The 25,344-nt window shown below is 66.9% G+C and carries 24 protein-coding genes; 3 read left to right on the top strand and 21 right to left on the bottom strand.

Annotated elements, in window-relative coordinates; translation table 11 throughout:
- The first annotated feature begins 41 nt into the window (after positions 1-41).
- On the top strand, positions 42-584 hold the full coding sequence (locus tag B2P87_RS07270; RefSeq protein WP_141892165.1) for a MarR family winged helix-turn-helix transcriptional regulator: 543 nt from the start codon (positions 42-44) through the stop codon (positions 582-584).
- Entirely contained in the window at positions 581-1,276 is a 696-nt protein-coding gene (locus B2P87_RS07275) for an MOSC domain-containing protein (RefSeq protein WP_141892164.1), read from the top strand. The genes B2P87_RS07270 and B2P87_RS07275 overlap by 4 nt, the downstream gene beginning before the upstream one ends.
- Before the next feature lie 45 nt (positions 1,277-1,321).
- Here B2P87_RS07275 and B2P87_RS07280 read toward each other — a convergent pair whose 3' ends face one another.
- From B2P87_RS07280 to B2P87_RS07340, 13 genes are all read right to left on the bottom strand, one after another.
- Complete coding sequence (locus B2P87_RS07280; protein ID WP_141892163.1) at positions 1,322-2,695, bottom strand: aspartate aminotransferase family protein; 1,374 nt, start codon at positions 2,693-2,695, stop codon at positions 1,322-1,324.
- A gap of 79 nt (positions 2,696-2,774) precedes the next feature.
- Positions 2,775-4,250, bottom strand: a complete 1,476-nt coding sequence (locus B2P87_RS07285; protein WP_141892162.1) for an NAD-dependent succinate-semialdehyde dehydrogenase — start codon at positions 4,248-4,250, stop codon at positions 2,775-2,777.
- A 115-nt stretch (positions 4,251-4,365) separates the two neighbouring features.
- Positions 4,366-4,845 carry an Lrp/AsnC family transcriptional regulator gene (locus tag B2P87_RS07290; RefSeq protein ID WP_027234599.1) on the bottom strand — a complete coding sequence of 160 codons (480 nt, stop codon included), beginning with the start codon at positions 4,843-4,845 and terminating at the stop codon, positions 4,366-4,368.
- A gap of 13 nt (positions 4,846-4,858) precedes the next feature.
- Positions 4,859-5,851 carry a N(2)-acetyl-L-2,4-diaminobutanoate deacetylase DoeB gene (doeB, locus tag B2P87_RS07295; protein ID WP_286852302.1) on the bottom strand — a complete coding sequence of 331 codons (993 nt, stop codon included), beginning with the start codon at positions 5,849-5,851 and terminating at the stop codon, positions 4,859-4,861.
- A 3-nt stretch (positions 5,852-5,854) separates the two neighbouring features.
- Positions 5,855-7,042 (bottom strand): ectoine hydrolase DoeA, encoded by a 1,188-nt coding sequence (doeA, locus tag B2P87_RS07300; protein ID WP_141892150.1) that lies wholly within the window; start codon positions 7,040-7,042, stop codon positions 5,855-5,857.
- Positions 7,043-7,061: 19 nt separating this feature from the next.
- The gene (eutC, locus tag B2P87_RS07305) at positions 7,062-8,054 is read right to left on the bottom strand and encodes an ectoine utilization protein EutC (RefSeq protein ID WP_141892149.1); all 993 of its coding nucleotides are present in this window, start codon (positions 8,052-8,054) and stop codon (positions 7,062-7,064) included.
- Positions 8,047-9,054 carry a hydroxyectoine utilization dehydratase EutB gene (gene eutB / locus B2P87_RS07310; protein ID WP_141892148.1) on the bottom strand — a complete coding sequence of 336 codons (1,008 nt, stop codon included), beginning with the start codon at positions 9,052-9,054 and terminating at the stop codon, positions 8,047-8,049. The genes eutC and eutB overlap by 8 nt, the downstream gene beginning before the upstream one ends.
- 18 nt (positions 9,055-9,072) lie before the next feature.
- Positions 9,073-9,837, bottom strand: coding sequence for an ectoine utilization protein EutA (gene eutA, locus B2P87_RS07315; protein ID WP_141892147.1), 765 nt, complete (start codon positions 9,835-9,837; stop codon positions 9,073-9,075).
- Positions 9,838-9,847: 10 nt separating this feature from the next.
- Positions 9,848-10,285, bottom strand: coding sequence for a universal stress protein (locus B2P87_RS07320; protein WP_141892146.1), 438 nt, complete (start codon positions 10,283-10,285; stop codon positions 9,848-9,850).
- A gap of 11 nt (positions 10,286-10,296) precedes the next feature.
- Entirely contained in the window at positions 10,297-11,583 is a 1,287-nt protein-coding gene (locus B2P87_RS07325; protein WP_286852306.1) for a TRAP transporter large permease, read from the bottom strand.
- A gap of 10 nt (positions 11,584-11,593) precedes the next feature.
- Positions 11,594-12,160, bottom strand: a complete 567-nt coding sequence (locus tag B2P87_RS07330; RefSeq protein ID WP_259975275.1) for a TRAP transporter small permease — start codon at positions 12,158-12,160, stop codon at positions 11,594-11,596.
- Between the two features lie 69 nt (positions 12,161-12,229).
- Complete coding sequence (dctP, locus tag B2P87_RS07335) at positions 12,230-13,246, bottom strand: TRAP transporter substrate-binding protein DctP (protein WP_286852309.1); 1,017 nt, start codon at positions 13,244-13,246, stop codon at positions 12,230-12,232.
- A 95-nt stretch (positions 13,247-13,341) separates the two neighbouring features.
- Complete coding sequence (locus B2P87_RS07340; RefSeq protein WP_286852311.1) at positions 13,342-14,736, bottom strand: PLP-dependent aminotransferase family protein; 1,395 nt, start codon at positions 14,734-14,736, stop codon at positions 13,342-13,344.
- Positions 14,737-14,904: 168 nt separating this feature from the next.
- On the opposite strand from B2P87_RS07340, the gene B2P87_RS07345 reads away from it, so the two are divergent.
- Complete coding sequence (locus B2P87_RS07345; RefSeq protein ID WP_286852313.1) at positions 14,905-15,927, top strand: nucleotidyltransferase family protein; 1,023 nt, start codon at positions 14,905-14,907, stop codon at positions 15,925-15,927.
- 7 nt (positions 15,928-15,934) lie between these two features.
- On the opposite strand, the gene B2P87_RS07350 is transcribed toward B2P87_RS07345, so the two are convergent.
- From B2P87_RS07350 to peaB, 8 genes are all read right to left on the bottom strand, one after another.
- Positions 15,935-17,638: an AMP-binding protein gene (locus B2P87_RS07350; protein WP_286852315.1), complete on the bottom strand. Its 1,704-nt coding sequence runs from the start codon at positions 17,636-17,638 to the stop codon at positions 15,935-15,937.
- A 67-nt stretch (positions 17,639-17,705) separates the two neighbouring features.
- Positions 17,706-19,109 (bottom strand): aldehyde dehydrogenase family protein, encoded by a 1,404-nt coding sequence (locus B2P87_RS07355; RefSeq protein ID WP_141892160.1) that lies wholly within the window; start codon positions 19,107-19,109, stop codon positions 17,706-17,708.
- Between the two features lie 15 nt (positions 19,110-19,124).
- Positions 19,125-20,117 (bottom strand): helix-turn-helix domain-containing protein, encoded by a 993-nt coding sequence (locus tag B2P87_RS07360; RefSeq protein WP_141892159.1) that lies wholly within the window; start codon positions 20,115-20,117, stop codon positions 19,125-19,127.
- Positions 20,114-20,770: a subtilisin-like serine protease QhpE gene (gene qhpE / locus B2P87_RS07365; protein ID WP_141892158.1), complete on the bottom strand. Its 657-nt coding sequence runs from the start codon at positions 20,768-20,770 to the stop codon at positions 20,114-20,116. The genes B2P87_RS07360 and qhpE overlap by 4 nt, the downstream gene beginning before the upstream one ends.
- Positions 20,767-22,509 (bottom strand): ABC transporter ATP-binding protein, encoded by a 1,743-nt coding sequence (locus tag B2P87_RS07370; RefSeq protein WP_141892157.1) that lies wholly within the window; start codon positions 22,507-22,509, stop codon positions 20,767-20,769. Before B2P87_RS07370 ends, qhpE begins: the two co-directional genes overlap by 4 nt.
- Positions 22,506-23,585: a quinohemoprotein amine dehydrogenase subunit beta gene (gene peaD / locus B2P87_RS07375; RefSeq protein WP_141892156.1), complete on the bottom strand. Its 1,080-nt coding sequence runs from the start codon at positions 23,583-23,585 to the stop codon at positions 22,506-22,508. Before peaD ends, B2P87_RS07370 begins: the two co-directional genes overlap by 4 nt.
- Before the next feature lie 13 nt (positions 23,586-23,598).
- Positions 23,599-23,922: a quinohemoprotein amine dehydrogenase subunit gamma gene (qhpC, locus tag B2P87_RS07380; RefSeq protein WP_008558561.1), complete on the bottom strand. Its 324-nt coding sequence runs from the start codon at positions 23,920-23,922 to the stop codon at positions 23,599-23,601.
- Positions 23,919-25,343, bottom strand: a complete 1,425-nt coding sequence (peaB, locus tag B2P87_RS07385) for a quinohemoprotein amine dehydrogenase maturation protein (protein ID WP_141892155.1) — start codon at positions 25,341-25,343, stop codon at positions 23,919-23,921. Before peaB ends, qhpC begins: the two co-directional genes overlap by 4 nt.
- Position 25,344: the final 1 nt, after the last annotated feature.

A 25,344-nucleotide genomic window follows, 5' to 3' on the forward strand; every position in this document is an offset into this window, starting at 1 on the left:
GGCGGCTTGCGCAATTCATTTCGACTCGCTATCTATTGCGGATGGACCAGACCGCCCGCATCCCCGAGCTGATCAGCCGCCTCGCCCGCCTCGACGCCGGCGAAAGCTGGGCGGCAGAGCTGAACCCGGCGCAGCGGGCCGCGCTGGACTATCTCTCCCGCGCCAACCGGTTTTCCCGCAGCCCCTCGCACGTGGCCGCCTATCTTGGCAGCACCCGCGGCACCGTCTCGCAAACGCTCAAGGCACTGGCGCAGAAGGGCTATGTGGAGGAGGAGCGCTCCGACACCGACAAGCGGGTGATCCGCTTTGCCCTGACCGCACAGGGCGAGCAGGCCACCGCCCTGCCCCGTGCCCTGGCAGACGCCGCGGCGGCCCTGCCCCCGGCGGACCGGACCGCGCTGCAGGCGGCACTGGAACAGATCCTGGGCCGCATGATTGCACAGAACGGAGGCCAGCCCTTCGGCCTTTGCCGCGCCTGCAAGCATTTCGCGCCGGACGGCCCGGGCGGCTTCTGCCGCCTGCTGGCGGAGCCGCTGTCGCCCGAAGACACCCGCAAGATCTGCCACGAACAGGTGCCCGCATGACCCCAACGCCCCCCGCGTCCCGCATCGCCGGGCTGTTCCTCGGCTCGGTCGCCGAGCGCTGGCCCGGCCGCCCGCCCTCCGCCATCGCCAAGACCCGCGCGGACGGTCTGCAGCAGATCACCGAACTGGGCTTCACCGGCGACGCCCAGGCCGATCCGCAAAACCACGGCGGCCCGGACAAGGCGATCCACCAGTATCCCTCGGACCACTATCCGCAGTGGATCGCCGAGGGCCAGATTCCGGAGGGCACCGTCCCCGCCGCCTTTGGCGAAAACATCGCGGCGCTGGGGATGACAGAGACTAATCTCTGCATCGGCGACATCCTGCGGCTGGGCACGGCGGTGGTGCAGATCAGCCAGGGCCGCCAGCCCTGCTGGAAGGTCAGCCAGCACACCGGCAACCCCAAGATGGCCTATCTGTTCCAGAAAACCGGCCGCACCGGCTGGTACTATCGCGTTCTTGAAACGGGCCAGGCCGAAGCCGGCAGCGCCATCACCCTGATCGAACGCCTGCACCCGGACTGGAGCGTCGGACGCGTCACCCGCCTCCGCCTCAGCCGCAAGGCCACACCGCAGGAAGCTGCGGCGCTGGCGCAGCTGCCCGAACTGGCCGAGGGCTGGCGCCAGGCCTTTGCCCGCATGGCAGAGGGCGACACGGCAGAGGACACCAGCGCCCGGCTGCTCGGCAGCTGATCCGCGCCCCGGCGCAAGCCGGGACGCAGCCCTGTTGCGGCAGGGTCAGCCCAGCACGGCCCCGACCGCCCGCACGGTGGCCGCAACCACCTGATCGGCCTCGGCCCGCGTCAGGCAGAACGGCGGCGCAAAGCCCAGGATATCGCCCTGCGGCATGGCCCGCGCGATCACCTTGTCCTGCTCCAGCAGCTTGGCCGAGATCTGCGGCCCGATCTTGTCGGCGGCATCAAAGAACGTGCGGCTCTCCTTATCCTTCACGAACTCCACCGCGCACAGCATCCCCTCGCCGCGCACGTCGCCCACATGGGCATGGCCCGCCAGCGCCTCTGCCATGGTGGCATTCAAATAGGCCCCCACCTCACCGGCATTGCTGACAAGGTTCAGCTCATCGATCAGCTTGAGGTTCGCAACCCCCGCCGCCGCCCCGATCGGGTGCGCCGAATAGGTCCAGCCGTGGCCGATAGGGCCGTTCTCGTCGGTGCCCTGCTCCAGCACCTTCCACACCTTGTCCGAGACGATAGAGCCACTGAGCGGCGCATAGGCCGAGGTGAGGCCCTTGGCGATGGTGATGATATCCGCCTCGATCCCGTAATGGTCCGAGCCGAACATGGAGCCGAGACGCCCGAAGCCGGTGACAACCTCATCGGCTACCAGCAGAATGTCATGCTTCCTCAGCACGGCCTGAATGGCCTCCCAGTACCCCGCAGGCGGCGGCACGATGCCGCCGGTGCCCAGCACCGGCTCGCCAATGAAGGCCGCGATGGTGTCCGCGCCCTCGCGCTCGATCAGCGCTTCCAGCTCGGCGGCGCAATGGGCCACGAACTGTTCCTCGCTCTGGTCCAGATCCGCACGGCGGTAATAGTAAGGCGCCTCGGTGTGAATGACCTGGTCCACCGGCAGATCGAACTTCTTGTGGAACAGCTCCAGCCCGGTCAGCGAGCCGGTAACCAGCCCGGACCCGTGGTAGCCGCGCCAGCGCGAGATGATCTTCTTCTTTTCAGGACGCCCCAGGATGTTGTTGTAATACCAGATCAGCTTCACGTTGGTCTCATTCGCGTCCGAGCCGCCGAGGCCGAAATAGACCTTGGACATATTCGCTGGCGCCCGGTCCAGGATCATCTTGGCCAGCGTGATCGAGGCTTCGGTGCCATGCCCGACATAGGAATGGTAATAGGCCAGCTCCCGCGCCTGATCTGCGATGGCCTCGGCAATCTCCTGGCGGCCATAGCCCGCGTTCACGCAGTAAAGCCCGGCAAAGGCATCCAGCAGCTTGTTGCCGTCGCGGTCCTCGATGAACACGCCGGAGGCGGTCCTGATGACCCGGTTCGGGCTTTCGCCGCGGACGTGCTGGGCCAGATGGGTGGAGGGGTGAAAGAAGTTCTCGCGGTCCCACTGGTCAAGCTGGTCGTTCTTCAGCATCGGATTTTCCTTCCATTTGCGTTCTGCGGCCAAGAATTTTCAAAAATTCTTGGCAAAAATCTTCGAAGATTTTTGTCTGTCACGCCCAGTCGCGGCAGACATATTTGACCTCGGTGAACTCCTCCATGCCCAGCCGCGCGCCTTCGCGGCCCAGGCCGGACTGTTTGGTGCCGCCGAACGGGATCGGCGCGCCGGTCACCTTGGTGCGGTTCACCGCCACCATGCCGTATTGCAGCGCCCGGCTCAGCCGGTAGATGCGCCGCGGATCGTGGCTGTGGACATAGGCCACCAGCCCGTATTCGCTGTCATTGGCGCGCGCCACCACCTCCTCCTCGGTGTCAAAGGGGGTGATAGGGGCAACCGGGCCAAAGGTCTCCTCCGACATGATCAGCGCCTCCGCCGGCACATCGGTCAGCACCGTCGGTTCATAGAAAAGCGGCCCCAGCGGATGCCGCCTGCCGCCGCAGGCCAGCGTTGCGCCCTTGGCCAGCGCGTCCGCCACATGCGCCTCCTGCTTCTGCACCGCCTTTTCATTCATCAGCGGGCCGAGGTCGCAATCCTCCATCCCCCGGCCGAGGGTCAGCGCCTGCGCGGCCTTGGTGAACCTGGTGCAGAACTCGGCATATACGGCCCGTTCTACAAAAATCCGGTTGGCGCCCAGGCAATCCTGCCCGGAGGTGGCGAATTTCGCCTTGATGGTTTCGCTGACAGCCTTGTCCAGATCGCAGCCCTTGAAGACGATCACCGGCGCATGGCCGCCCAGCTCCATCACCAGCCGCTTCACGGTGCCGGCGGACTGGCGGTACAACAGCCTGCCCACTTCGGTGGAGCCGGTGAAGGACAGCGCCCGCACCCGCGAGTCAGCGGTCCAGGGCTCCACCACGGTGGCGGCCTTGCCCGTCACCACGTTGAACACCCCCGGCGGAAAGCCCGCGCGCTCTGCCAGCTCCGCCAGCGCCAGCGCGCTGAACGGCGTCTCGCCCGACGGATGCGCCACCACGGTGCAGCCCGCGGCCAGCGCGGCGGCAGCCTTGCGGGTCAGCATCGCCGAGGGGAAGTTCCACGGCGTGATCAGCGCCGCCACCCCCACCGGCTCGCGCCACAGCTCGACCTCGGCGTCCGGCAGATGGCTGGTCACGCCTTCGATATTCGGGCGCTTGGCCTCCTCGGCATAGAACTCCACAAAGGCCGCGCCGTAGTCGATCTCGCCGCGCGCCTCCGACAGCGGCTTGCCCTGCTCCAGCACCATGATGCGGGCGAGGTCTTCCTTGTGTTCCAGCTGCAGCTCATACCAGCGCCGCAGAATGGCCGCGCGCTGTTGCGGCAGCAGCCCTGCCCAACCCGCAAACGCCGCCTGCGCCGCATCCACCGCGGCAGAGGAATCCTCTGCCGTCAGGCTCGCCACATGGCCCAGTTCGGTGCAATCGGCCGGGTCGCTGACCGGAAAGGTCTCGCCATTGCCCGCAGCGCGCCACTTGCCGCCGATGTAGGAAAAAGAGCGCACCAGAGCCTTGTCGGCAATGTCCGCACGGGCAGAGAGAGCGGTCTCTGTCATGATTGTCCTCCTCACGTCTTGCAGAGGAGTGTGCCTGTCCGCAGCAGAGGAAGTGACTGAAGTTCAGGCGCGCCGCAGAAGAAACCGCTGCCAGACAGGTGCTTTGGCGCGGGGTTCACCCCTGCCCCAGCAGAACATCCAGCGGCGGCGCGCCCGCGCCCTTCACCGGCTTCGTCACCACATAGGTGAAATAGCGGCTGAGGCCGATGCGGGCGTCCAGCATCTCGTCGATCAGCCGCTGATAGGCGTCGATGTCGCGGGTGACGATCTGCAAGAGGTAGTCGAACCCGCCCCCCAGCGCCCAGCAGGCGGTGACCTCGTCATAGCGCTGCATCGCCGCCTCAAACGCGCGGAAACTGGCGGCGGTGTGGTCGGCGATTTCCGCCGCGACAAACACCGTCACATGCGGCGCCAGCTTGCGCAGGTTGATGCGGGCGCCGTAGCCCTCGATCAGCCCCGCCTGCTCCAGCTTCTTTAGCCGGTCCCAGCAGGGCGTCGGCGACAGGCCGATCCGGTCGGCCAGCGCGGCCTTGGTGATGCGCCCCTCGGTCGAGAGCACGCGCAGAATGTCGAGGTCGCGCTGATCCAGTTGCATGCCGTCCGCCCTATCAGCCGCCGCAGACGCCGACAACCGCAACGCAGTCGCCGGACTTGATCAGGCCGGGGAAGTGGCGGCTGATCACCAGCCCGGCGCGCCGGGCGCGGTAGTCCACCGGCGGCTGCCCGGTGCGGTCCAGCGGCCAGACCCGGGCGATCAGATCGCCCTGCGCCACCGGCGCGCCCAAATCGGTCATGATCTCAAACAGCCCGTCGCCCTCGCTGAACAGGAAACAGTCGTCGTCCGGCATCGAGAGGCGGATGGTGTCGTCCATCTGCATCTGCCCTTGCAGGATGCCCGCATGGATCAGCACATTGCGCAGCCCCTTCTTGGCAATCGCATTGCCGCGCGCGGTGGACGATCCGCCGCCGCCCAGTTCCGTGGTGACCAGCACCTTGCCCATCTGCTCCACCGCGGTGTCATACATGCCGGCACTGTCGATCTCCAAAAGCTCCACCGAATAGGGCGCGTTGAACGCCTTCATCGCGGCAAAGCACGCCTCCTGCGTGGCCTTGTCCTCCAGGATATGCGCGGCGGCAAAGGGCACGAAGTCCAGCGTCTTGCCGCCGGAGTGGAAATCCACCGCCAGATCCGCCATCGGCAGCAGCGTGCGCTGGAAGTAGTCGGCAATCTTCTCGGTCACGGTGCCGTCCGGGCGGCCCGGGAACGCGCGGTTCAGGTTGCCCCTGTCGATGGGCGAGGTGCGGGTGCCCGCGCGGAACGCCGGATAGTTGAAGGCCGGCACGATGATCAGCCGGCCCGTCACATCCTCGGCCCGGGTGGTGGCGGCCAGTTCCTGCAGCGCAATCGGGCCTTCGTATTCATCGCCGTGGTTGGCCCCAGTCAGCAGCGCGGTCGGCCCGTCGCCGTTCTTGATCACCGTCAGCGGGATCATCACCGAACCCCAGGCCGAGTCATCGCGGCTGTAGGGCAGCTTCAGATAGCCGTGGTGGACCCCGTCCCGGTCCAGCGGGATGGTGGGGGAAATCGGATTTGGCTTCATGGATCAGTCCTTCACGAACATCTTGCGCGGCACATCGGACAGGCACTCCGGCCCGTTTGCCCCGATGCGGATGCTTTCGGTGATCTCGAACCCCCAGTCCTCCATCCAGAGACCGGTCATGAAGTGGAAGGTCATGTTTTCTTCCAGAATGGTGGTGTCGCCGGGGCGCAGCGACATGGTGCGCTCGCCCCAGTCCGGCGGATAGCTGACCCCGATGGGATAGCCGGTGCGGTTGTCCTTCTCGATGCCGTAGGTCTTCAGCACCTTGAAAAACGCCTTGGCGATGTCCTCGCAGGTGTTGCCGGCCTTGGCCACCTCCAGCCCGGCCTCCATCCCCTCCAGCACCGCCTTTTCCGCGTCCAGGAAGGTCTGCGTCGGCTTGCCCAGGAACACGGTGCGCGACAGCGGGCAGTGATAGCGGTGCACCACGCCCGCGATCTCGAAAAACGTGCCCTCGCCGGATTTCATCGGCAGGTCGTCCCAGGTCAGATGCGGCGCGGCAGCATCAGAACCGGACGGCAACAGCGGCACAATCGCCGGGTAGTCGCCGCCAAAACCCAGCTCCGCGTCATAGCGCAGGCCCGCGTCATAGATCTCCGCCACCAGATCGCATTTGCGCATGCCCGGCTCGACACGCTCGAAAATCCGCTGGTGCATCCGCCCGACGATCTGCCCGGCCTGCCGCATATAGGCCAGCTCGGCCTCGGACTTCACCGCCCGCTGCCAGTTGACCAGCGCGTTGGCATCCGCAAACCGCGCATCCGGCAGGTGCTTCTGCAGCGAGGCATAGGCGGCGGCGGTGAAATAGTAATTGTCCATCTCGACGCCAATCACGCCGCCGTTCAGCCCGCGGTCCTTCAGCTGCGCCGACAGGCAGTCCATCGGATGGCGCTCGGTCGACTGCACGTAATGGTCCGGATAGCCAATGATATTGGCCGGATCCATCCAACAGGTGCGCAAGGCGCCGTTGGCGTCCTGGCCGCGCCCGTACCAGACCGGCTCGCCGTCCATTCCGACAACAACGCATTGATGCACATAGAAGGACCAGCCGTCATAGCCGGTCAGCCAGTTCATGTTCGACGGATCGGTGACGATCAGAAGATCAAGCCCGCGGCGGGACATTTCGGCCCGGGTCTTGTCCAGTCGCGCCTGATATTCAGCGCGGGAGAAATACAGCTTGGGGTCTGCCATATGCGTGGTTCCTGGTTGGTCAGCTGGTGAAAGTGGCGCCTGCCCCCGCCGCATCAGCGCGGGAGCCTGCAAGGGTTGCGATGGCGGTGTCCTGCACACCGGTGCCGGTCAGGTCGGCAATGATCAGATCACTGGCGGACCGGCGGCCTGCGGCCTTGCCCGCGGTGATCCCGCCCAGTTCGGCAAAGCTCTGGTCCTTGGCGATCAGCCCCGCGGCGATGGCGCTGCGCAGCTCGCCCTTGACGGCGCATTGCGCCTGGCTGTCGGGCACATAAAGATCCGCTTTCGCCAGACAGGCCGGCTCCAGCTCGCACTTGTGCGCCTGGTCCGATCCCATGGCGATCACCAGCTGGCCGGGCTGCAGCCACTCTGCCTTGATGACAGGCGCGGGTGCCGGCGTGGTGGTGACGACAATATCCGCCGAGGAAACCGCCGCCGCGGCGTCAGTGGCAGCGGTGACGTCAATCCCCAGCTCGCTGCGCAGGCTGGCCGCTGCGGCCTCTGCCTTGGCGGTGTCCCGCGCCCAGATCACGGCACTGTCAACGCCGCGCACCAGCGTCATCGCCTTCAGCTGCATCCGCGCCTGCACGCCTGCGCCGATGATGCAGACGCGCCTGGCATCCTCCCGCGCCAGATGGCGCGCCGCGACCGCCCCGGCGGCGGCGGTGCGCACATCGGTCAGGTATCCATTGTCCAGCAGCAGCGCCTCCAAAAGGCCGGTCCGGCTGGAAAACACCACCATCAGCCCGGTGGTGCTGGGCAGCCCAAGCTTGGGATTATCGAAAAACCCCGGGCTCATCTTCATGGCAAAGCTCTCGACCCCCGGCACGTAGGCCGTTTTCACGCAGACCTCGCCGTTGTGATCCGGGACCAGCAGCGTCATGATCGGCGGCATCTCCACCCCGCCGCCCGCCAGCGTGGTAAAGCCCTGCTCCACACAGTCCACCGCATCGCCGTCCAGCGGAACCAGGCCGCGCAGCTCCGCCTCGGTCAGAATCCTGATGTCAGGCATTGGCACCTCCCCCGGCCTCTGCCGCCGCATCTACATCTTCACCATCAATGATCCGCTTGTGCAGATCCATGCCGATGTTCTGGCCGCTCACCAGCACCGCGCAGCGCCCCGGATGCTCAACCCTGCCCGCCAGCAGCGCCGCAATGCCGACACTGCCGGAGCCCTCGATCACCAGCCGCTCCACGAAATAGGCGTGCCGGATCGCGGCCGCGATTTCCGCCTCGGAGACCAGCACCACATCCTCCACCAGCGCCTGTGTCATCGCAAAGGTATAGGCATTGTCCAGCCCGATGCCGCCGCCCAGGGAATCCGCCAGCGTCGGCAGCTCCTCGACCTGCACCGGCTTGCCCGCCTGCAGGCTGGCGTGCATCGCCGCGCCGCGCGCCATGCTGACGCCGATCACCCGGATCGCCGGGTTCACCGCCTTCATCACCATCGCCACCCCGGAGATCAGCCCGCCGCCCGACAGCGGCACCAGCACGGTCTCCAGATCCGGCGCCTGCTCCAGCATTTCCAGCGCCACGGTGCTTTGGCCCGCGATAATATCGCGGTGGTCGAACGGTGGCAGCATGGTCATGCCCTCGGCCACCAGCCGGTCGACCTCCACCTGCGCGTCATCCTGCGAACGGCCCGTGATCCGCACCTCGGCGCCGTGAGACTTGATGCCCTCGACCTTGTTCTGCGGCACCAGTTCCGACATGCAGATGATGCAGCGCACCCCGGCCTGCGCCGCCGCATAGGCCAGCCCGCGCCCGTGATTGCCGGTGGAGACGCCAACGACCCCCGCCGCGCGCTGCTCCTCGCTCAGCGATAACACCGCATTGGTGGCGCCGCGCAGCTTGAAACTGCCGGTGATCTGGCTGCTTTCCAGCTTCAGCGAAACCGCACCGCCGCACCGCGCGCTGAGCGCAGGAGAAGGCACCATCGCCGTCTGCCGGACCCGCCCGGCGATCCGCGCCCGGGCCTGAAAGCTGTCCTGAAGGGTGATTTTCTCAGTCATTGCACCTGTCTTGCCTGATTAGAGTTCGAACAGCCGGCCATAGCCCGGCACCGCATCCGTGATCCCCGCCAGCCGCAGGCAGCGCCAGACCATCGCCTGGTTCGAGCTGACAACCGGTTTGCCCAGCCGGTCCTCGATCCGCTGCACACAACCAGCAGCCCGCAGCGCGGTGCAGGACAAAAACAGCGCCTCCGCGCCCGCATCGCAGGCGGCAATCCCGGCCTCGATGATGCTGTCCTCGGAGATCCGCGCCATCTGGCGGTCGTCGGTCAGCCCGAAACAGGCGGCACTGACCACCTCCGGCCCGTGCGCCGCAAAATACTGCGCCATCTCATCGGTGACTTCGGGGCTGTAGGGGGTCAGCAGAGACACCCGCCTGGCCTCCAGTGCCTGAAACGCATCAAACGCGGCAGAGCTGGGGGTGACGCAGGGCGTGTCCGGCTTGGCCGCGTTCAGATACCCGGCGACCGCCTCATTGCCCAGAACGATCGAGGCCGCGGTGCAGCCATAGGCCACCACATCCACCGCTTCCCCCGGCAGGATCTGCGCCGCCGCCGCGCTCAGCCGCGGGCCGGTCTGCAGCAGCGTTTCCCGGGTGGTCGGATTCTCGAATTCGATCCGGTTCACATAGACGCCAACCCGGTCCGGGTCGCAGATCCGGGCAAAGTCGCGCTCCGACGTGTGGTCGGTCGCCAGCGTCACCAGCGCGATCCTTTTGGGCACCGGGCGGGCGTCCAGCCGGGCCGCAACGCGTGAGGGCGTGGCATGGATATCAAGAGCCATTTTCGCTTTCCTAAACAACAAGAACCGGGGTTTCCGCCAGGCTCGTCACCTTGTGGGAGACACTGCCCAGCAGGACGCCCTCCAAGGAGCCAAGGCCGCGGCTGCCGATCACGATGAGGTCATGCCCGTGCTCCCCGGCAAAGCTTGTGATGGTGCGCGCCACCGGCCCGGCTTTGACAAAGGCGCGCGGGGCGTCGATGCCGCCCGCCCGCGCCAGCGCCTTGCCGCGCTCGGCCACCTCCTTGGCGTGGCTGCGCATGATCTCGTCCAAATCCTCCGGCTGATCCGGGCGCACCATATGCATCGAGGCCTCCAGCAGCGAATGGTGGCGGTAGACCGTCAGCAGCGTCAGCGCGGCGCCGCACAGCTGCGCCAGCTCCGCCGCCTTGGCCAGCGCCGCCTCAGCGCCTTGCGAGCCGTCAAACGGCACCAGAACGGATGTGAACATCGCCGCGCCCCCTACTTGGCAAACGCCAGGTCGCGCAGGAACAGCGCAATCTGCGGGAAGAAGATCAGCGCCACCGACACCCCCAGCAGCATCAGGATGAACGGCGGCGTGCCGCGCACCACCTCGGCATAGGGGCGCTTGAACACGGCAATCGCGGTGAAGATATCGCAGCCGAACGGCGGCGTGGCCGATCCGATGGCAACCTGCAGCGTGATGATGGTGCCGACCAGCACCGGATCCAGCCCCACCGATTTCACCACCGGCGCAAACACCGGCACCAGCACCAGGATCACCACGATGGGATCGACGAACATGCAGCCGATGAAGAACGCGATGGAGATCACGAACAGCACCCCGATGGCCCCCATCTCGGCAATGCCGATGGCGCCCAGGATCTGCTGCGGCACCTGCGCGAAGGAGATCACCCAGGAAAACGCCGCCCCTGCCCCCACCAGAATGAACACGATAGCAGTGACCAGGCCGGTGGACTTGGCGGTGTCATAGACATCCGCCAGCGCAATCGAGCGGAACACCAGCACTTCCAGGATCAGCGCATAAAGCACACAGGCCGCCGCCGCCTCGGTCGGGCTGAACACGCCGCCGTAGATGCCGCCGATGATGATCACCGGAAACCCCATCGGCCACAGCGCCTGCCGCATCGTCTGAAACCGCTCGCCCCAGGTGGCCTTGGGCTCTGCCGGCACGTTGTTGCGCACCGCATAGATATAGGCATAGGCGGAAAACAGCAGCAGGATCAGCAGTCCGGGCCCGATGCCCGCAATGAACAGCTCGGCAATCGAGGTGCTGGAGACCACCCCGTAGATGATCATCCCGATCGACGGCGGGATCAGGAAGGCGATGTCGCTGGCATTGACGATTAGGGCCAGCACAAAGCTGTCCTTGTACCCCGCCTGCAGCATCCGCGGGCGCAGCGGCGAGCCGATCGCCACCACCGTCGCCTGGGTCGAGCCGGAGACCGCACCGAACATGGTGCAGGCGGCTGCGGTGGAAATCGCCAGCCCGCCGCGAATGTGCCCGACATAGGCCATCACCACATTGATCAGCCGCCCGGCCGACTGGCCGCGGGTCATGATGTCGGCGGCAAAGATGAACATCGGCACCGCAATCAGCGACGCGGGCCGGATCCCCGCCAGCATCTGCTGCACCATGGTCTCGGTCCGGGCCAGATCGCCGAACAGCATCAGAAAGCCGATGAACGCGCCGGCAATCAGCGGGATCATCATCGGAAAGCCCAGCAGCAGCAGGACAATCATGGTCAGGAAAATGGTTGCAGCCATGGGTCCGTCCTCAGATCTCGATTTCTTCCGTGTCCTCGTACCCCTCCTGCACATGGGTCGAGAGGTAGATGCCGGGCGACGTCAGGTTGCGCACCGCGGTCAGCAGGTACTGGGCACCGGTCATGAAGAACCCCGCAGGCACCCAGACCAGGATCACCCAGACCGGGATCTGCAAGGCCGGCAGCACCCGCCCGCGCGACGCCTGCGAGCCGATGTATTTCACCGCGTAAAAGCACAGCAGGAACATGAAGCCCGCGGTGATCACCGAAATCACTACCACCATCACCTTGCGCAGATGCGGCGGCAGCAGGTCATAGACCGCCGACATCCGGATGTGGCGGGCATTGCGCGCCGCATAGCTGATGCCGGCAAAGGTGATCAGGATGATCAGGATCCGGTTCAGCTCCTCGGAGAAGAAAATGGAATTGCCCAGCACGAACCGCCCCACCACATTGGCCACGGTATTGGCGGCCATCAGCAGCACGCCGGCGGCCAGCAGGAACGACTCGGTGCGGCTGATGGCGCTGTCGATCACACCCAGGAAACCGGGCAGCGCGGAGTCATGTGTCTGGTGCATTCCGTCCTCCCAAGGACTGCGCCGGGCTGAGCGGGCGGCCCCCGCTCAGCAGCACGCGCCATGCAGGCGTCAGTTGGCGGTGGCCGCCAGATCCGCCTTCATCTGCTCCAGGATCGCGGCACCGCTGTCGCCGGTCATCTCGATGAACTTGGCCTCAACCTCAGCCGCCGCCTCCTTGAAGCAGCTGCGCTGCTCGTCGGTCAGCACCGTCACCTGCATCTCCGGCTTGGCCTCCATAATCTTGGCCAGCTCGGTCTCTGCCGCCTCCTGCTGGTACACCACCGTATGGTCATAGGCGGCCTGCGCCGCGTTCTGCACCAGCTGCTGATCCTCGGGGCTCAGGCCGTCATAGAAATCCTTGTTGGCCATCACCGCGGTGGTGAAGTTGTTGTGGCCGGCATAGGTGATGTAATCGGTGACCTCATAGATCTTGGTCGAGTAGAGGAAGAACGTCGGGTTCTCCTGCCCCTGGATCACATTAGTCTGCAAACCGCCGTACACCTCGCCCCACGGCAGCGGCGTCGGGGTGGCGCCAAAGGCCTTGTAGCTTTCGACCAGCAGCGGGTTGGTCATCACCCGGAACTTCACCTCGTCCAGGTCGGCGCAGGTGGTCACCGGCGTCTTGGTGGTCATCGCCACTTCGCCCTCGGGGAACATGTTCAAAAGCTCCAGCCCCTGATCGGCATAAAGCGGCTTGAACATATCGTTGATCGCCTTGCTCTCCTTGTAGAAGCGCGCCAGGTGATCCTGATCGGTCGGCAGCAGATACGGCACAAAGAACACCTGCGCCTCGGGGATCAAGGAGCCGGTGAAGCCCGGCGACTGGTCGACGAACTGCAGGATGCCGTCCTGGGTCTGCTCCATGATATCGGCGGATTCGCCCAGCGTGCCATAGGGGAACAGCTGGATCTCGTGGTCCGAATTCGCCTCGATCTCTTCCTTGAACTTCTGCGCATAGACGCCCTGCACATCGGTCATCGCCTCCTCAAAGGCGTACCGCCAGGTGTCCGCCTGCGCCGCGCTGCCCGCCAGGGCAATCCCCGCCGCTGCCAGGGCCGCGAAGCTGAATGTGACTGTCTGAGCCATGATTTCCTCCCAAGTCTCACCGGTGCCTGCGCACCGCTGCGACAGACTTGAGAGGAATTGTACTGCATGTCAATTTTTTTATTGTTACAGGACAATCAGTATGTGAAGGGCGCAACCCCCTCCGGCGGACGCCCCAGCATCCCGCCGATCAGCTCCAGCGCCTGCCGGAACCGGTCCTGATCCTGCACGCTGCCCAGCGACACCCGCACCGCGTTCTGCGTCGGGGTCTTCGGGGTCAGGAACGGCGCATCCGGGGCGACCGCTACCTTCAGCTCCTGCGCGTAGGAGACAAAGCTGGCGGTGGTCCAGCCCTCGGTCAGCGGCAGCCACAGGTGCAGCGCCGACGGATGCCCCTGCCAGCGCCAGCCCTGCAGCACGTCCTGGGCAATGGCGTAACGCTCCGCCAGCGCCCGGCGCTGCCACTGGGCCAGCTCCAGCGCGGTGCCGTCCTGCACCCAGCGGGTGGCCAGCTCGCACATCAAAGGCGTCGCCATCCAGCCGAACACGACAATCCGCCCGGTCAGCGCAGGCAGCAGATGCTCCGGTGCCGCCAGATAGCCCGCGCGCAGCCCCGACACCGTGCATTTGGTAAAGGTCGTCAGGTAAATCGACCGCTCCGGCGCCAGCGCCGAAACCGGCACCGGGCGGTCCTGCGCCACCGGGCCGAAGGCATCGTTTTCGATGATGTGCAGATCATGTTTCCGGGCAATCCCCACCAGCGCCCGGCGGCGATCCTCCGGCATCATCCCGGCGGTGGAATTCGCCAAGGACGGCAACAAAAACAGCACCTTGGGCGCATTCTCCCGGCAATACCGCTCCAGCGCGTCGGGCAGGATGCCGTCGCCGTCCGTCTCCAGCCCGGCCAGGTTCAGCCCCAGGTAGGAACAGCCCGACACCAGCAGGTGATGGGTGATCTTGTCCGACACCACCGTGTCGCCCGGCCGGGTCAGTGCCGACAGCGCCGCCGACATCCCGTGACTGGCGCCGTTGGTCATGATGATCCGCTCCGCAGGCACCTCCAGCCCGCAGACCCTCAGCCACTCCGCCCCCGCGGCGCGGTGCGCGTCATGGCCGACATTGGGGCGGCAGGACAGGTAATAACTCGGGTCCAGCGCCTCCGGCAGTTCCTTCAGCGCCTGCTGAAACCGCTCCGCGTGCTGTTGCGAAAACAGCGGCCTTGAGATCGACAGATCAAAGCCGCCGCCCTTCTCCGAACTCAGCTGGAACGGCTGGTCATTGGACGTATCCGGGTCCAGCACATAGCTGCCGCGCCCCACCTGGCCGTCAATCAGCCGCTGCCGCCGCAGGCTTTCATAGGCCTTGCTGACGGTGTGCACGCTCAGCCCCAGCTCCTCTGCCATCCTGCGGTGGGTCGGCAGCTGCGTGCCCTTGGGCAGCCGCCCGTCCGAAATGGCCTTGGCGATGGCGGCGGCCAGGCTGCTGTGCAGCGGTGTGGCCAGCGAAGCGGGATCGGGATACCAGATTGTCATGGTTCAATTGTATAGCGCCCCGCGCCGCAAACCCCAAGACAATTGCCGCAGAGCGCAGAATCACCAGCCCCGCCCGCTTCCCGCCACCCCTACCCCACAAAAAATATTTCGTAGGGTAAGAAAACCGGCTATACATACCCCACAAATAATTTTCTGTGGGGCAGCCCCGTGATCCACCACCACTCCGCCGCCGGCACCGCCGCCTGGACCGATCTTCTGCGCTCGCTCAAGGACAGCGCCGTCTCCGGCCTGCGCGGCGCGCCCAAGCTCAAGACCATCGGCCACAAGCGCTACTGGTACGACCACTACCGGATCGGCACCGAGACCGTGGACCGTTACATCGGCGAGGACACGGAGGAACTCCGCAGCCGGCTGGAACGCCAGAAACCCATCGCCGAGGCCGAGAAACAGGCCAGCCGCGAGCGTGCCCGCCTGATGCGCACCCTGCGCGCCGAGGGCTATCTGATGGCGGACGCCGGCAGCGGCCAGGTGATCTCCGCGATGGCCCGCGCCGGGGTGTTCCGGCTCGGCGGCACCCTGGTCGGCACCCAGGCCTTCCGCTGCTACGAGGGCGAGCTGGGCGTGCGCATCACCTTCGACCAGGCGGCGATGACCGACGACATCGACATCGCCAGCTTCGAGCGGCTGTCCCTTGTCTTGCAGGACAGCGTCGACGCCCCGCTGGCGGATGTCTTCTCGGAACTGAAGTTCGACCCCCTGCCCTCCACGGAAAAGGGCCAGGTCTGGCGCTGGCGGCAGACCGGCCGCCGCACCCTGGTCGAATTCCTCACCCCCTCCTTCAGCGATCAGGAGGGCCTGCGCGACCTGCCCGCCCTCGGCGTCAGCGCCCAAAGCCTGCATTTCCTCAACTACCTGATTGCCGAACCGCTGCAGGCGCCCCTGCTCTACCGCTCCGGCGTGCTGATCCAGATCCCCCGGCCCGAACGCTTTGCCATTCACAAGCTGATCGTCGCCGACCGCCGCCGCGGCGGCGCCGACGCCTTGAAATCGCGCAAGGACCGGGCTCAGGCCGCCTTCCTGATCGAGGTTCTGCACGCCGAGCGCCCCGATGATCTGGCCGAGGCGTATGAGACCGCGATGGAGCGCGGCCCGGCCTGGCGCGCCCGCATTGCCGCCAGCCTGCAGCAGATGCCCGAAACCCGCACCCTGCTGGAGACGCTGCCGTCCTGAGCCCGCGTCAGCCGGCCTGCAGCTGCCGCACCATCTCGTCCCGCATCCGGAACTTCTGCGGCTTGCCGGTGACGGTCATCGGCAGCTCCGCCACGATCCGCACATGCTGCGGGATCTTGAAATGGGCGATCTGGCCGCGGCAATGGCTGCGCACGGCCTCTTCCTCCAGGCTGGCGCCCGCCGCAGGCACCACCCAAGCGCAGACCTGCTCGCCGAACCTGTCGTCCGGCACCCCGAACACCTGCGCATCCGCGATATCCGGATGGCGGATCAGGAACTCCTCGATCTCGCGCGGATAGATGTTCTCGCCGCCGCGGATGATCATGTCCTTCACCCGCCCGGTGATGCTGCAAAACCCCTGATCGTCAAACGTGCCCAGATCGCCGGTGCGCATCCAGCCGTCCCGGATCGCCTCGCCGGTCGCGGCGGGGTCGTCCCAATAGCCCTGCATTACCGAATAGCCGCGCACCAGCAGCTCGCCCCGCTCCCCCGCGGGCACGGTGCGGCCCTCCCCGTCAACCGCCTTCACCTCCAGATGCGGATGCACCCGGCCCACGGTGGTGCAGCGTTTCTCTGCCGGATCAGAGGTAAAGCTCTGAAAGGACACCGGCGCGGTTTCGGTCATGCCATAGCAGATCGTTACCTCCTGCATATGCATGTCGCGGTTGACCCGCCGCATGATCTCGATCGGGCACGGCGCCCCCGCCATGATCCCGGTGCGCAAGGAGGACACATCGCGCGGGGTCTGGTCCAGCTCCTGCAGCATGGCGACAAACATCGTCGGCACACCGTAAAGCGCGGTCGCCCGCTCGGCGGCGGCGGCCTCCAGCACCGCGGCGGGTTCAAACGCCTCGCCGGGGAAGATCATCGCGGCCCCCTTGGACACCGCCCCCAGCACCCCCATCACCATGCCGAAACAATGGTACAGCGGCACCGGGATCAGCAGCCGGTCGGCCTCCGTCAGCTTGATCCGGCTGGTGACGAACCGGGCGTTGTTGACGATGTTGAAATGCGTCAGCGTCGCCCCCTTGGGCAGCCCGGTGGTGCCGGAGGTGAACTGGATGTTGATCGCCTCTTCCGGCGTCAGGTCCGCGCTGAGCGCGTCCAGCGCGGCGGCGTCCGCACCCGCGCCCATCCCCTGCACAGTGTCGAAAGAGAGCACACCGGGACCAGGATCCGCCGTCATCACCACGACATGGCGCAAGGCAGGCAGCCGCGCGGCCGCCAGCGGGCCGGGGGCGGCGTCAGCAAGCTCCGGCGCCAGTTCGCGGATCATGCCCAGGTAGTTGGAACTCTTGAAGCTTTCCGCCGCGATCAGCACCTTGCAGCCGGTCTTGTTCAGCGCATATTCCAGCTCCGCCAACCGGTAGGCCGGGTTGATCGTCACCAGAATGGCGCCGATCCGGGCGGTGGCGAACTGGGTCAGCACCCATTCGCAGCGGTTCGGCGACCAGATGCCGACCCGGTCGCCCTTGACGACCCCCAGCTCCAGCAGCCCCGCCGCCAGCTCATCCGCCTGCCGCGCCAGCTCCGCATAAGTCATCCGGAGGCCCGCCTCCGGGAACACCAGCGCCTCGCGGCTGCCATGCCGCTCCACCGCCTGCCGCAGCAGCGCCGGGATGGTGATATGCTGCAGCGGCGGCTCATTCGGCCCCCGCACATGCGACAGGCCGTCAATCGGGGCGGTAAGATCAGGATGCAGGTCAGTCATGGCCGTCCTCTGCTGGATAAACGGACCGGGCCGCCGCGACGGCAGCCCGGGCATGGTTCAAACGCGATCAGCCGCGGGCGACGTTAATCACCTGCATCTGGGTGTATTCCGCCAGCCCCTCGACCGATTGCTCGACACCCAGGCCGGAGCCCTTGAAGCCGGCCATCGGGATATGCGGGCCGATGTTCAGCTGCTGGTTCACCCAGATGGTCCCGGATTCGATGCGCCCGGCGATCTCGGTTGCCTTGGCAGTATCGCCCGAATGCACCGACCCGCCCAGCCCGTAATCGGAGGCATTGGCCCGCGCGATCACATCGTCGATATCGTCAAAGCGGATCACCGGCAGCACCGGGCCGAACTGCTCCTCGTCGACGATCTTCTGGCCGTCGGTCACATCGCGCACGATGGTGGGGGGCACGAAATAGCCGGGGCCGTCCTTGGGCGTCCCGCCGGCAATGATCTTGCCGCAGGCGCGGGCGTCTTCCAGGAAGCCCTTGATCTTGTCGAACTGCGCCTTGTTCTGGATCGGGCCAATCGTCGTCCCCTGCTTCATGCCGTCATCGACCACCGCCTGTTCGGCCAGCGCCGCCAGCTCGGCGCAGAACGCCTCGTAAATGTCGCTATGCACATAGGCCCGTTTCACCGCCAGGCACACTTGCCCGGCATTCAGGAACGCCCCGCCATAGACCTTTTCCGCAGCCGCCTTCACATCCACATCCGGCAGCACGATGGCCGGGTCGTTGCCGCCCATCTCCAGCGTCACCCGCTTCATCGTGTCCGCGGCACTGGCCATGATCCGCTTGCCGGTCTCGGAGGAGCCGGTAAAGCCGATCTTGGCCACATCCGGATGCGCCGTCAGCTTGGGGCCAAGGTCATTGGCGTCGGTGATGATGTTCACAAGACCCGCCGGGAAGATCCGCGCGCAGATCTCGCCCAGCTTCAGCGCCGCCACCGGAGTGGTCGGCGCGGGCTTCAGCACGATGGCATTGCCCGCCATCAGCGCAGGCCCGATCTTCCAGCAGCACAAGAGCAGCGGAAAGTTCCAGGCGATGATGCCCGCCACCACGCCCAAGGGCTTGTGCCGGGTCTCGATCCGGAACTCCGCATCGTCCTGGATCACCCGGTCCGGCAGCTCCAGCGTCGCAGTATGCGCCAGGTATCCTTGCGACCAGGCCACTTCGCCCTGCGCCTCGGGCAGCGGTTTGCCCTGCTCCAGGGTGATCAGCCGCGCCAGCTCATCCGCCTCCTCGCCGATGGCGGCGGCCAGCGCCTCGACCTTGGCGCGCCGTTCGGCCATCGGGGTTTCCGCCCAAGCTTTCTGCGCTGCCTTGGCAGCGGCCACCGCCGCGTTCATCTGTGCTTCAGAGGCATGCGGCACGCGGGCGAACACCTCCTCCGTTGCCGGGTTGATCACCTCGATCATGCGCTCCGCCGAAACCTGTTCGCCGTTGATCAGCATGCCATAATCCATTGCCGTTCTCCCTGTTTATCCGTCAGCCGGGTTTGATCGCAAAAGACAACCACGCCCCGGCGGAGGGGTCTTGGGCACCGGTGCCAAAGAGTTTGCGTCCTGCGCCAAAAATCCGCCCAGACTGCAGGTGCTTAGGAACCGGCGCGGCGAGCAGCCAAACTGCTGACGGAAGGTGCGGTTGAAGTGGGAGATATCGCCAAACCCCGCGCCATAGGCGATCTGGGCAATCGGCACCCGCGCGCCCTGCCGCGCCGCATGGCGCAGCTTGCCCGCCACCGCGGCCAGCCGGGCGCGGGTCAGGCACTCGGTGAAGGTGGTGCCGTTCTCCTGAAACTCCCGCTGCAACTGGCGCCGCGACAGCCCGGTGCGCGCGGCCAGCCTGTCCACCGTCAGCCCCGGATCGCCGCTCAGCAGCTCCAGCGTCTCGCGCACCAGCCGGAACCGGTGCCTGCGGCTGCCAAGGCTGCCCGCCCCCGGACGCGCGCCGGCGGCAAAGGCCAGCGGCACCAGGTCAAAGATATAGCCCGCGCTGTCCTCCCCGCCGGTCCCCTCCAGCAGCCCGCACAGGCTGGCGTGCAGCGGATGCGGCGGCGCGATCTTGCAGCCCGCCGCGGGCATCTCCCGGCGCCTCTCCAGCACCAGCGCCCGCGGCAGATGCGCCGACCGGAACGCGGCAGGCCGGCCGCTGACGCGCAGCTCTGCCGCGCGGGTGGAATCGAGCAGCAGCAACTCCCCCGGCTGCAGCAGCGTCTCGCGGCCCGCGTGCTGGATGCCGGTCTCGCCCTCCAGCTGGTGCAGCAGAAAGAAATGCTCCTGATCATCGCGCAGGATGCCCTTGCGGGTGCGCTCGATCCGGGCCGGCGGGCAGCGGATCTCGGCCACATCCACACCGCTGCGCCGCCGCAGGCCGAACGATCCCGCCCACACCCCGGCCTCCCGCTCCGGCGTCGCATAGTAATGGCCGCAATTGGCCCGCAGGGTGCTGTTCCAACTGTCAAAGCAGATCATGCGGCGTGCGCCCCCCCTGCCCCGATGCGCTCGCGGCCGGTGAAGGCCGGGGTTTGCAGCATCGCCTCTATCCCGTCTTCGAGGCTGGCCCGGGCCAGCAGCCCGGTGAAATGCGCCGCCGCCAGGCTGGCGCCGCGCACCGGCGCGCCGGGACTGCCCGGACAGGCGCCGAACCGCGCCCCCGGCAGGTCCAGCAGCGACCACTGGCCGGGCGTGCAGCGCGCATCGCCCTGCACCGGGAAAACCCCTGCGCAGCCCGCCGGATAAACCGGCGCGCCGCGCGCCGGGGCGGAGGCGACCAGCAGCTTGCCCGCCGCCAGCACCTCCGCCACCGCCTGCGCCAGCACCGGGCTGGCCTCCCCCTGGCCAAAGGAGCAGTGAACGATCGCCGCCTCCGACTCCGCGGCGCGGCGCAGCGCCTCCGCCACGGTGGCAAGCGAGGCGGCGAGCCGCCCCGGAAAGATGCTGAGCCCCAAAATGCGGGCCTCGGGGGCATTGGCCCGGATGGCGGCGGCCATGTGGCTGGCGTGCAGCGCCGCCGGGCTTTCGGCGGCCCGCGGGTGCAGCGCGCACAGGTCCATCCGGGCGGCAAGGCCGGGGGTTTCCGCGGCCAGCGGCCCGTCGATCAGCGCAATCAGCGGCGCGCGGGTCATGCCGCGGCCTCCGTCAGGGCGATCTCCATATCGAAATCCCCGCCCGCCGCCGCGCCGCCATGCGCCGTCAGGATGCGGGTCGCCTCGGGGAAGGCCGCGTCGATATGGGCCAGGATCCGGGCCGCAGTTGCGGGATCCACCTCCGACAGCGCCTCATCCAGGATCAGGATGTCAAAGGGGTGCAGCAGCGCCCGCAGCAGGCACAGCCGCTGCCGCTCGCCGCCCGACAGAGTCAGCCCGCTTTCGCCCAGCATGGTGTCGAGCCCCCCTGCCCCGCGGAACCGCTCCGCCAGGCCGAACAGCGCCAGCATCTCCCAGACCCGCGCTTCGGCCTCAGGCCTGGCCCAGAAGGCACGGCTCTGGAACAGGTTGTCGCGCAGGCTGGCGCGCAGGGTAAAGGGCCGCTGCCCGGCATAGGCCACCCGCTCCGGCAAACCTGCGCCGCCCAGCAGGCTCAGGTCGGCACCGCCCAGGGTCACACGCCCGGCCAGGGGCCGCGCCCGCCCGCACAGCACCGCCAGCAGGGAGGTCTTGCCCGCGCCGCTGGCCCCCCGCAGCGCCACCCTGGCGCCTTCGGGAATGGTCAGGGTCAGCGGCCCCAGCGGCGCCGCCGCCCCGCGGGAAACGGTCACGCCCTGCAGCCGCAAGGCAAACCCGGCAGGCGCAAACCCGGCCGCCCGGGCGGGGCCATCCGCCTGCATCACCGCATCCAGCCGCGCCGCCGCAACCTTGACCCGCGCCTGCGCGTGCCACAGGCCCAGCAGCGACTGCATCGGCCCGGTCATGAACCCCATATAGGCGATGAAGGCGATCAGCGACCCCAGCGGCCACTCGCCCCGGATCACCATCAGCCCGCCCGCCAGAAAAATCGCCGAGCGGGTCAGCGCCGACAGCAGCACCGGCACCGCACGGGTGAACTCGCCCCACAGGTTCTGCGCGATCAGCCTCTGGCTCAGCCCGGCATGATCCCGCAGGCTGCGCCGCTCAGCCCATGCCGTTCCGCGGGCGGCCTGCAGCGCGGGCAGGCCGAACAGCGTCTCCGACAGCCCCGCCGCATACAGCCCCTGCCTCTCGCGCACCATTGCCGCGTGGCGCTCTGTCCGGGGCCGCGCCCAGATCAGAAAGGCCAGCTCCGCAGGCGCCAGCAGCGCCGTCAGCAGCCCCAGCCGCCAGTCCAGCACCATCAGCATGGCCGAGCCGCCCAGCAGCCGGATCAGCGCCGAGGAGCCGCCCAGCACCGCGTTAAAGGCAAACTTCTGCACCTCCGCCGCGTCGCCATCCACCCGCGCCAGCAGCTCACCCGCGCGCTGGCTGGCAAACCACCCGGCAGGCTTGGCGGCCAGCCGCGACAGCAGCCGCTGCCGCATCCGCGCCAGCATCCGGACCGAGGCGCGCATATGCAGGATATTGCTCAGCGCGCCGGTGCCGGTGGCCAGCAGGCCGATTCCGAACAAAGCCAGCGACCAGATCACCAGCTGCGCCGCATCCCCCGCCATCAGCCCGCGGTCGATCACCAGCTTGCTGATATAGGGCGGCAGCAGGCCCAGGGCCGCGGCGGCAAAGCTGATCAGCAGCAGCACCGCCAGCCGCCGCCGGTGCGGCCGCAACAGCGGCAGCAGCCAGGCCGCGGTGGCGGCGGTAAAAAGCGCCGCGCCCGCCCGCGAAGGCAGGCGCGGCCAGGCCCGGGCAGCGGCAGCACCGCCCGGCTGGGGGGAGAGTTTGGCAGCAGGCCCGCTCATCCCTGCGGCACGACATGCAGGGTGGAGACAGACATATCCCCGCCCGAGGGTATGCGGATCTCGCCCACCCGCTCCAGCGTTTCGCTGTCATAGATGCCGATGTCATCATTGGTGCCCGCGACATAGACCTCAGTCCCGTCGCTCGAGACATTGATGACGTAATAGGTGTGCGGCAGGTCCACCCGCTTCACCAGCTCCTTGGTCTCCAGATTGTGCTTGGACAGCTGCGTATAGACGCCATAGAGGTGCTTGGGATCCACCGCACTGCGCACCGCCGAGAACATCAGCACCTCGAAGGAGGCGAAATCGGCGATCTCGGTTTCCCCGGTGGTGAGGTCAACAGACTGATACCCCCAGACAAAATCCGCCATCTCCTGCTGGGTTTCGTCGGTGAACACCGCCGCGGTGTACATCAGCAGCATCTCGTCGTTCTGGCTGCCGGTGGGCCAGAACGCCAGCACATCCGGCGGGCTGTAGGTGGGGCGGTCCCAGCTGGCATTGGCAATCGCCACCTCGGTCGCGCCGTTGGAGGGGTCCACCCGGTAGATCTCGTGCCCTGCGACATAGACCTGACCGTTTCGGTCGCTCGCCATCAGGGTGGACCGGCGCGGCGCCTCAAAGGTGGCGGACGGCTTGGCCTCCAGCCCGGCGCCCGCGTCATAGACGGCAAACTCCGGCTGCATCACCTCGTAGCGGTCGGTCTTCTTGCGCACCGGATTGCGCACCGTGTAGATCTGGCTGCCGTCCTTGGACACCGCCAGCGAGGCCAGCGAGCGGCGGGTCACATCGCCCTCGGACTGGGCCGCGTGAAACACCTTCTCGCAGGTTTCGATATCGACACCCACAACGTCCTGCCAGTGGTTCAGCAGCACATAGGCGATGCGGTTGTCCGGCGACATCGCAATGACGCCAGGCGTCACATTCGCCCCCAGATCACAGTCCGCTTTGACCGAGCGGTCCTGAGCGTCAAAAACATAGAGGTTCGAGGGCCGGGCCACCGTCACCAGAAGGTCGCCGGCGGCCAGCGGCAGAGCTGTGGCGCAGAGCGCGGCAGCAGCAAAAAGCGCGGATTTCATGATGCGGGTCTCCTCAGGTTTCGGCATCGGTGGGATAGGTGGCGCCAAGCGCGCGCCAGTCCTTGGCGGCATTGGGCGCGCCCTCGTCCCAGTTCGGGTGGTTGACCATGATGTCGGGCACCTGCGCGGGCCACCAGCAGGGGTCGGAGCAGCCGTAAAGATCCGCCTCCATCGGCTGGCACAGCGCGGCCAGCCCGCCAAAGGGGTCGACCTCCCAGCCCGGGTCGAATGTGGTGGCGCAGCCTGCAGTCACGGTCTGCATCGCGCGGACCTCTTCCATCTGGCCCTGGGCCGCGGCCTGCTGAACGCGTTCGGCTTTCTGATTGAGCGGTTTCATTTTCCAAACGCCCTCCTCGGCGCAACATGTTGGTGAAAATACTGCGGCGCCTGGGCGATCAGCCGGGCATAGGCGGCCACGCCAAAGTCGATCCAGTCGCGCATCAGGTCGCAGTAGTGATAGGTCGGCATCATCGGGTCGCTGAAATGGGCATAGCTCTCGTGATAGCAGCCGCCCGCGCACAGGTTGCGGATCCGGCAGGTGGCGCAGCCCTTCTCGGTGCGGTCGGAGCGCGCCTTGATGAAGCCCGACAGCTCCTGGCGCTTGATGCCCTCGTCGACGGTGCCGAACTGGTCCATTTCCGATCCGGTGAACCGGTGGCAGAGGTTCAGCGCGCCATCGTGATTGACCGCCAGCATCCCCACCCCGGCCCCGCAGGGCAGCGCCTTGGAGCGCCCCTCGTAGAGGTCATTCATCATCTGATGCATGTTGGAAAAGCCGATGTTGCGGCCCTCCAGCGCCGCCTCGACATAGAGGCGGCCCAGGGATTTCATCCCCTCGAACACCTCCAGCAGCTCGGCTCCGTTGAGGTTGAAGGCATCCATGTCGCCCGAGGTCACCGGCGAGAACCCGACCTCGGCAAAGCCGATATCGTTGATCAGGTGGTCCCAGATCTCCACGATATTGGTGATCCCCGCCGTCAGGGTGACTCGGGCGCCCACCGGCTTGGATCTGTACCGCGACAGCAGCAGCCGCGCCTTGGCGGCCACCGTGTCATAGGTGCCCTTGCCGCCCACCGTCTTGCGGTTCAGATCGTGCTGCGCCTTGGGCCCGTCGATCGAAACCGTCAGGCCAAAGCGATGTTCGTCCAGCCAGTCGATCACCGGCTCTGTCAGCAGCGTCGCATTGGTCGTCAGGCTGAAGTTCACCGCCTTGCCAAGCGCTTCAAAATGCGGCTCGGCCCAGTCCACCACCTGCCGGATCAGGGGCAGGTTCGACAACGGCTCGCCGCCGAAGAACACGATGTTGTAGCTGTCCCGGTCCGGGTTTTCCGCCAGCAGCATCTCCGCCGACTTCCGCGCCGTGTCAAAGGCCATTTTCTGGCCCTTCGACGGCACCGCCAGATCTTCCTTGTAGCAGTAGGAACAGGCCAGGTTGCAGCCGGTGTTGACGTTCAGAACGATGGTGGTCAGCGGGAAGGTCTCGATCTCGATCGGCGGCCGTTCCGGCTGCAGCGGCCGGCCGTCGTTGACGATATCCAGCCGCACCAGCCCGTCGAGCCGCGCCGCCGCATCCTTGGCCGCAAACCGCGCCTCGAACTCGTCCATCGAGAACGCCTGCGCCTGCGCCGCATAATCGAGGATATCGCGGTCCACCCCGTCCATCTCGAAGATCGAGGTGGTGGGGACGTGGAACAGAACCTCGCGCCCTTCGACCGCAACCCGGTGCGCATTGGCCGGCTGATAGTGAAAGTCTTTCATG

This window comes from Leisingera sp. UBA4491, from assembly GCF_002388965.1.
In the GTDB taxonomy this organism is placed as follows: Bacteria; Pseudomonadota; Alphaproteobacteria; order Rhodobacterales; family Rhodobacteraceae; genus Leisingera; species Leisingera aquaemixtae.

Excerpts from the sequence above, each read along its gene's own strand:
- B2P87_RS07355 (WP_141892160.1), bottom strand. The coding sequence starts at position 19,109 with ATGGATTATGGCATGCTGATCAACGGCGAACAGGTTTCGGCGGAGCGC.
- B2P87_RS07325 (WP_286852306.1), bottom strand. The coding sequence starts at position 11,583 with ATGGCTGCAACCATTTTCCTGACCATGATTGTCCTGCTGCTGCTGGGC.
- B2P87_RS07270 (WP_141892165.1), top strand. The coding sequence starts at position 42 with ATGGACCAGACCGCCCGCATCCCCGAGCTGATCAGCCGCCTCGCCCGC.
- B2P87_RS07280 (WP_141892163.1), bottom strand. The coding sequence starts at position 2,695 with ATGCTGAAGAACGACCAGCTTGACCAGTGGGACCGCGAGAACTTCTTT.
- B2P87_RS07350 (WP_286852315.1), bottom strand. The coding sequence starts at position 17,638 with ATGACTGACCTGCATCCTGATCTTACCGCCCCGATTGACGGCCTGTCG.
- B2P87_RS07330 (WP_259975275.1), bottom strand. The coding sequence starts at position 12,160 with ATGCACCAGACACATGACTCCGCGCTGCCCGGTTTCCTGGGTGTGATC.
- eutA (WP_141892147.1), bottom strand. The coding sequence starts at position 9,837 with ATGGCTCTTGATATCCATGCCACGCCCTCACGCGTTGCGGCCCGGCTG.
- peaB (WP_141892155.1), bottom strand. The coding sequence starts at position 25,343 with ATGAAAGACTTTCACTATCAGCCGGCCAATGCGCACCGGGTTGCGGTC.
- B2P87_RS07360 (WP_141892159.1), bottom strand. The coding sequence starts at position 20,117 with ATGATCTGCTTTGACAGTTGGAACAGCACCCTGCGGGCCAATTGCGGC.
- qhpC (WP_008558561.1), bottom strand. The coding sequence starts at position 23,922 with ATGAAACCGCTCAATCAGAAAGCCGAACGCGTTCAGCAGGCCGCGGCC.
- eutB (WP_141892148.1), bottom strand. The coding sequence starts at position 9,054 with ATGACTGAGAAAATCACCCTTCAGGACAGCTTTCAGGCCCGGGCGCGG.
- B2P87_RS07290 (WP_027234599.1), bottom strand. The coding sequence starts at position 4,845 with ATGCAACTGGATCAGCGCGACCTCGACATTCTGCGCGTGCTCTCGACC.
- peaD (WP_141892156.1), bottom strand. The coding sequence starts at position 23,585 with ATGAAATCCGCGCTTTTTGCTGCTGCCGCGCTCTGCGCCACAGCTCTG.
- doeA (WP_141892150.1), bottom strand. The coding sequence starts at position 7,042 with ATGGCAGACCCCAAGCTGTATTTCTCCCGCGCTGAATATCAGGCGCGA.
- doeB (WP_286852302.1), bottom strand. The coding sequence starts at position 5,851 with ATGAAGCCAAATCCGATTTCCCCCACCATCCCGCTGGACCGGGACGGG.
- eutC (WP_141892149.1), bottom strand. The coding sequence starts at position 8,054 with ATGCCTGACATCAGGATTCTGACCGAGGCGGAGCTGCGCGGCCTGGTT.
- qhpE (WP_141892158.1), bottom strand. The coding sequence starts at position 20,770 with ATGACCCGCGCGCCGCTGATTGCGCTGATCGACGGGCCGCTGGCCGCG.
- dctP (WP_286852309.1), bottom strand. The coding sequence starts at position 13,246 with ATGGCTCAGACAGTCACATTCAGCTTCGCGGCCCTGGCAGCGGCGGGG.
- B2P87_RS07285 (WP_141892162.1), bottom strand. The coding sequence starts at position 4,250 with ATGACAGAGACCGCTCTCTCTGCCCGTGCGGACATTGCCGACAAGGCT.
- B2P87_RS07275 (WP_141892164.1), top strand. The coding sequence starts at position 581 with ATGACCCCAACGCCCCCCGCGTCCCGCATCGCCGGGCTGTTCCTCGGC.
- B2P87_RS07320 (WP_141892146.1), bottom strand. The coding sequence starts at position 10,285 with ATGTTCACATCCGTTCTGGTGCCGTTTGACGGCTCGCAAGGCGCTGAG.
- B2P87_RS07370 (WP_141892157.1), bottom strand. The coding sequence starts at position 22,509 with ATGAGCGGGCCTGCTGCCAAACTCTCCCCCCAGCCGGGCGGTGCTGCC.
- B2P87_RS07340 (WP_286852311.1), bottom strand. The coding sequence starts at position 14,736 with ATGACAATCTGGTATCCCGATCCCGCTTCGCTGGCCACACCGCTGCAC.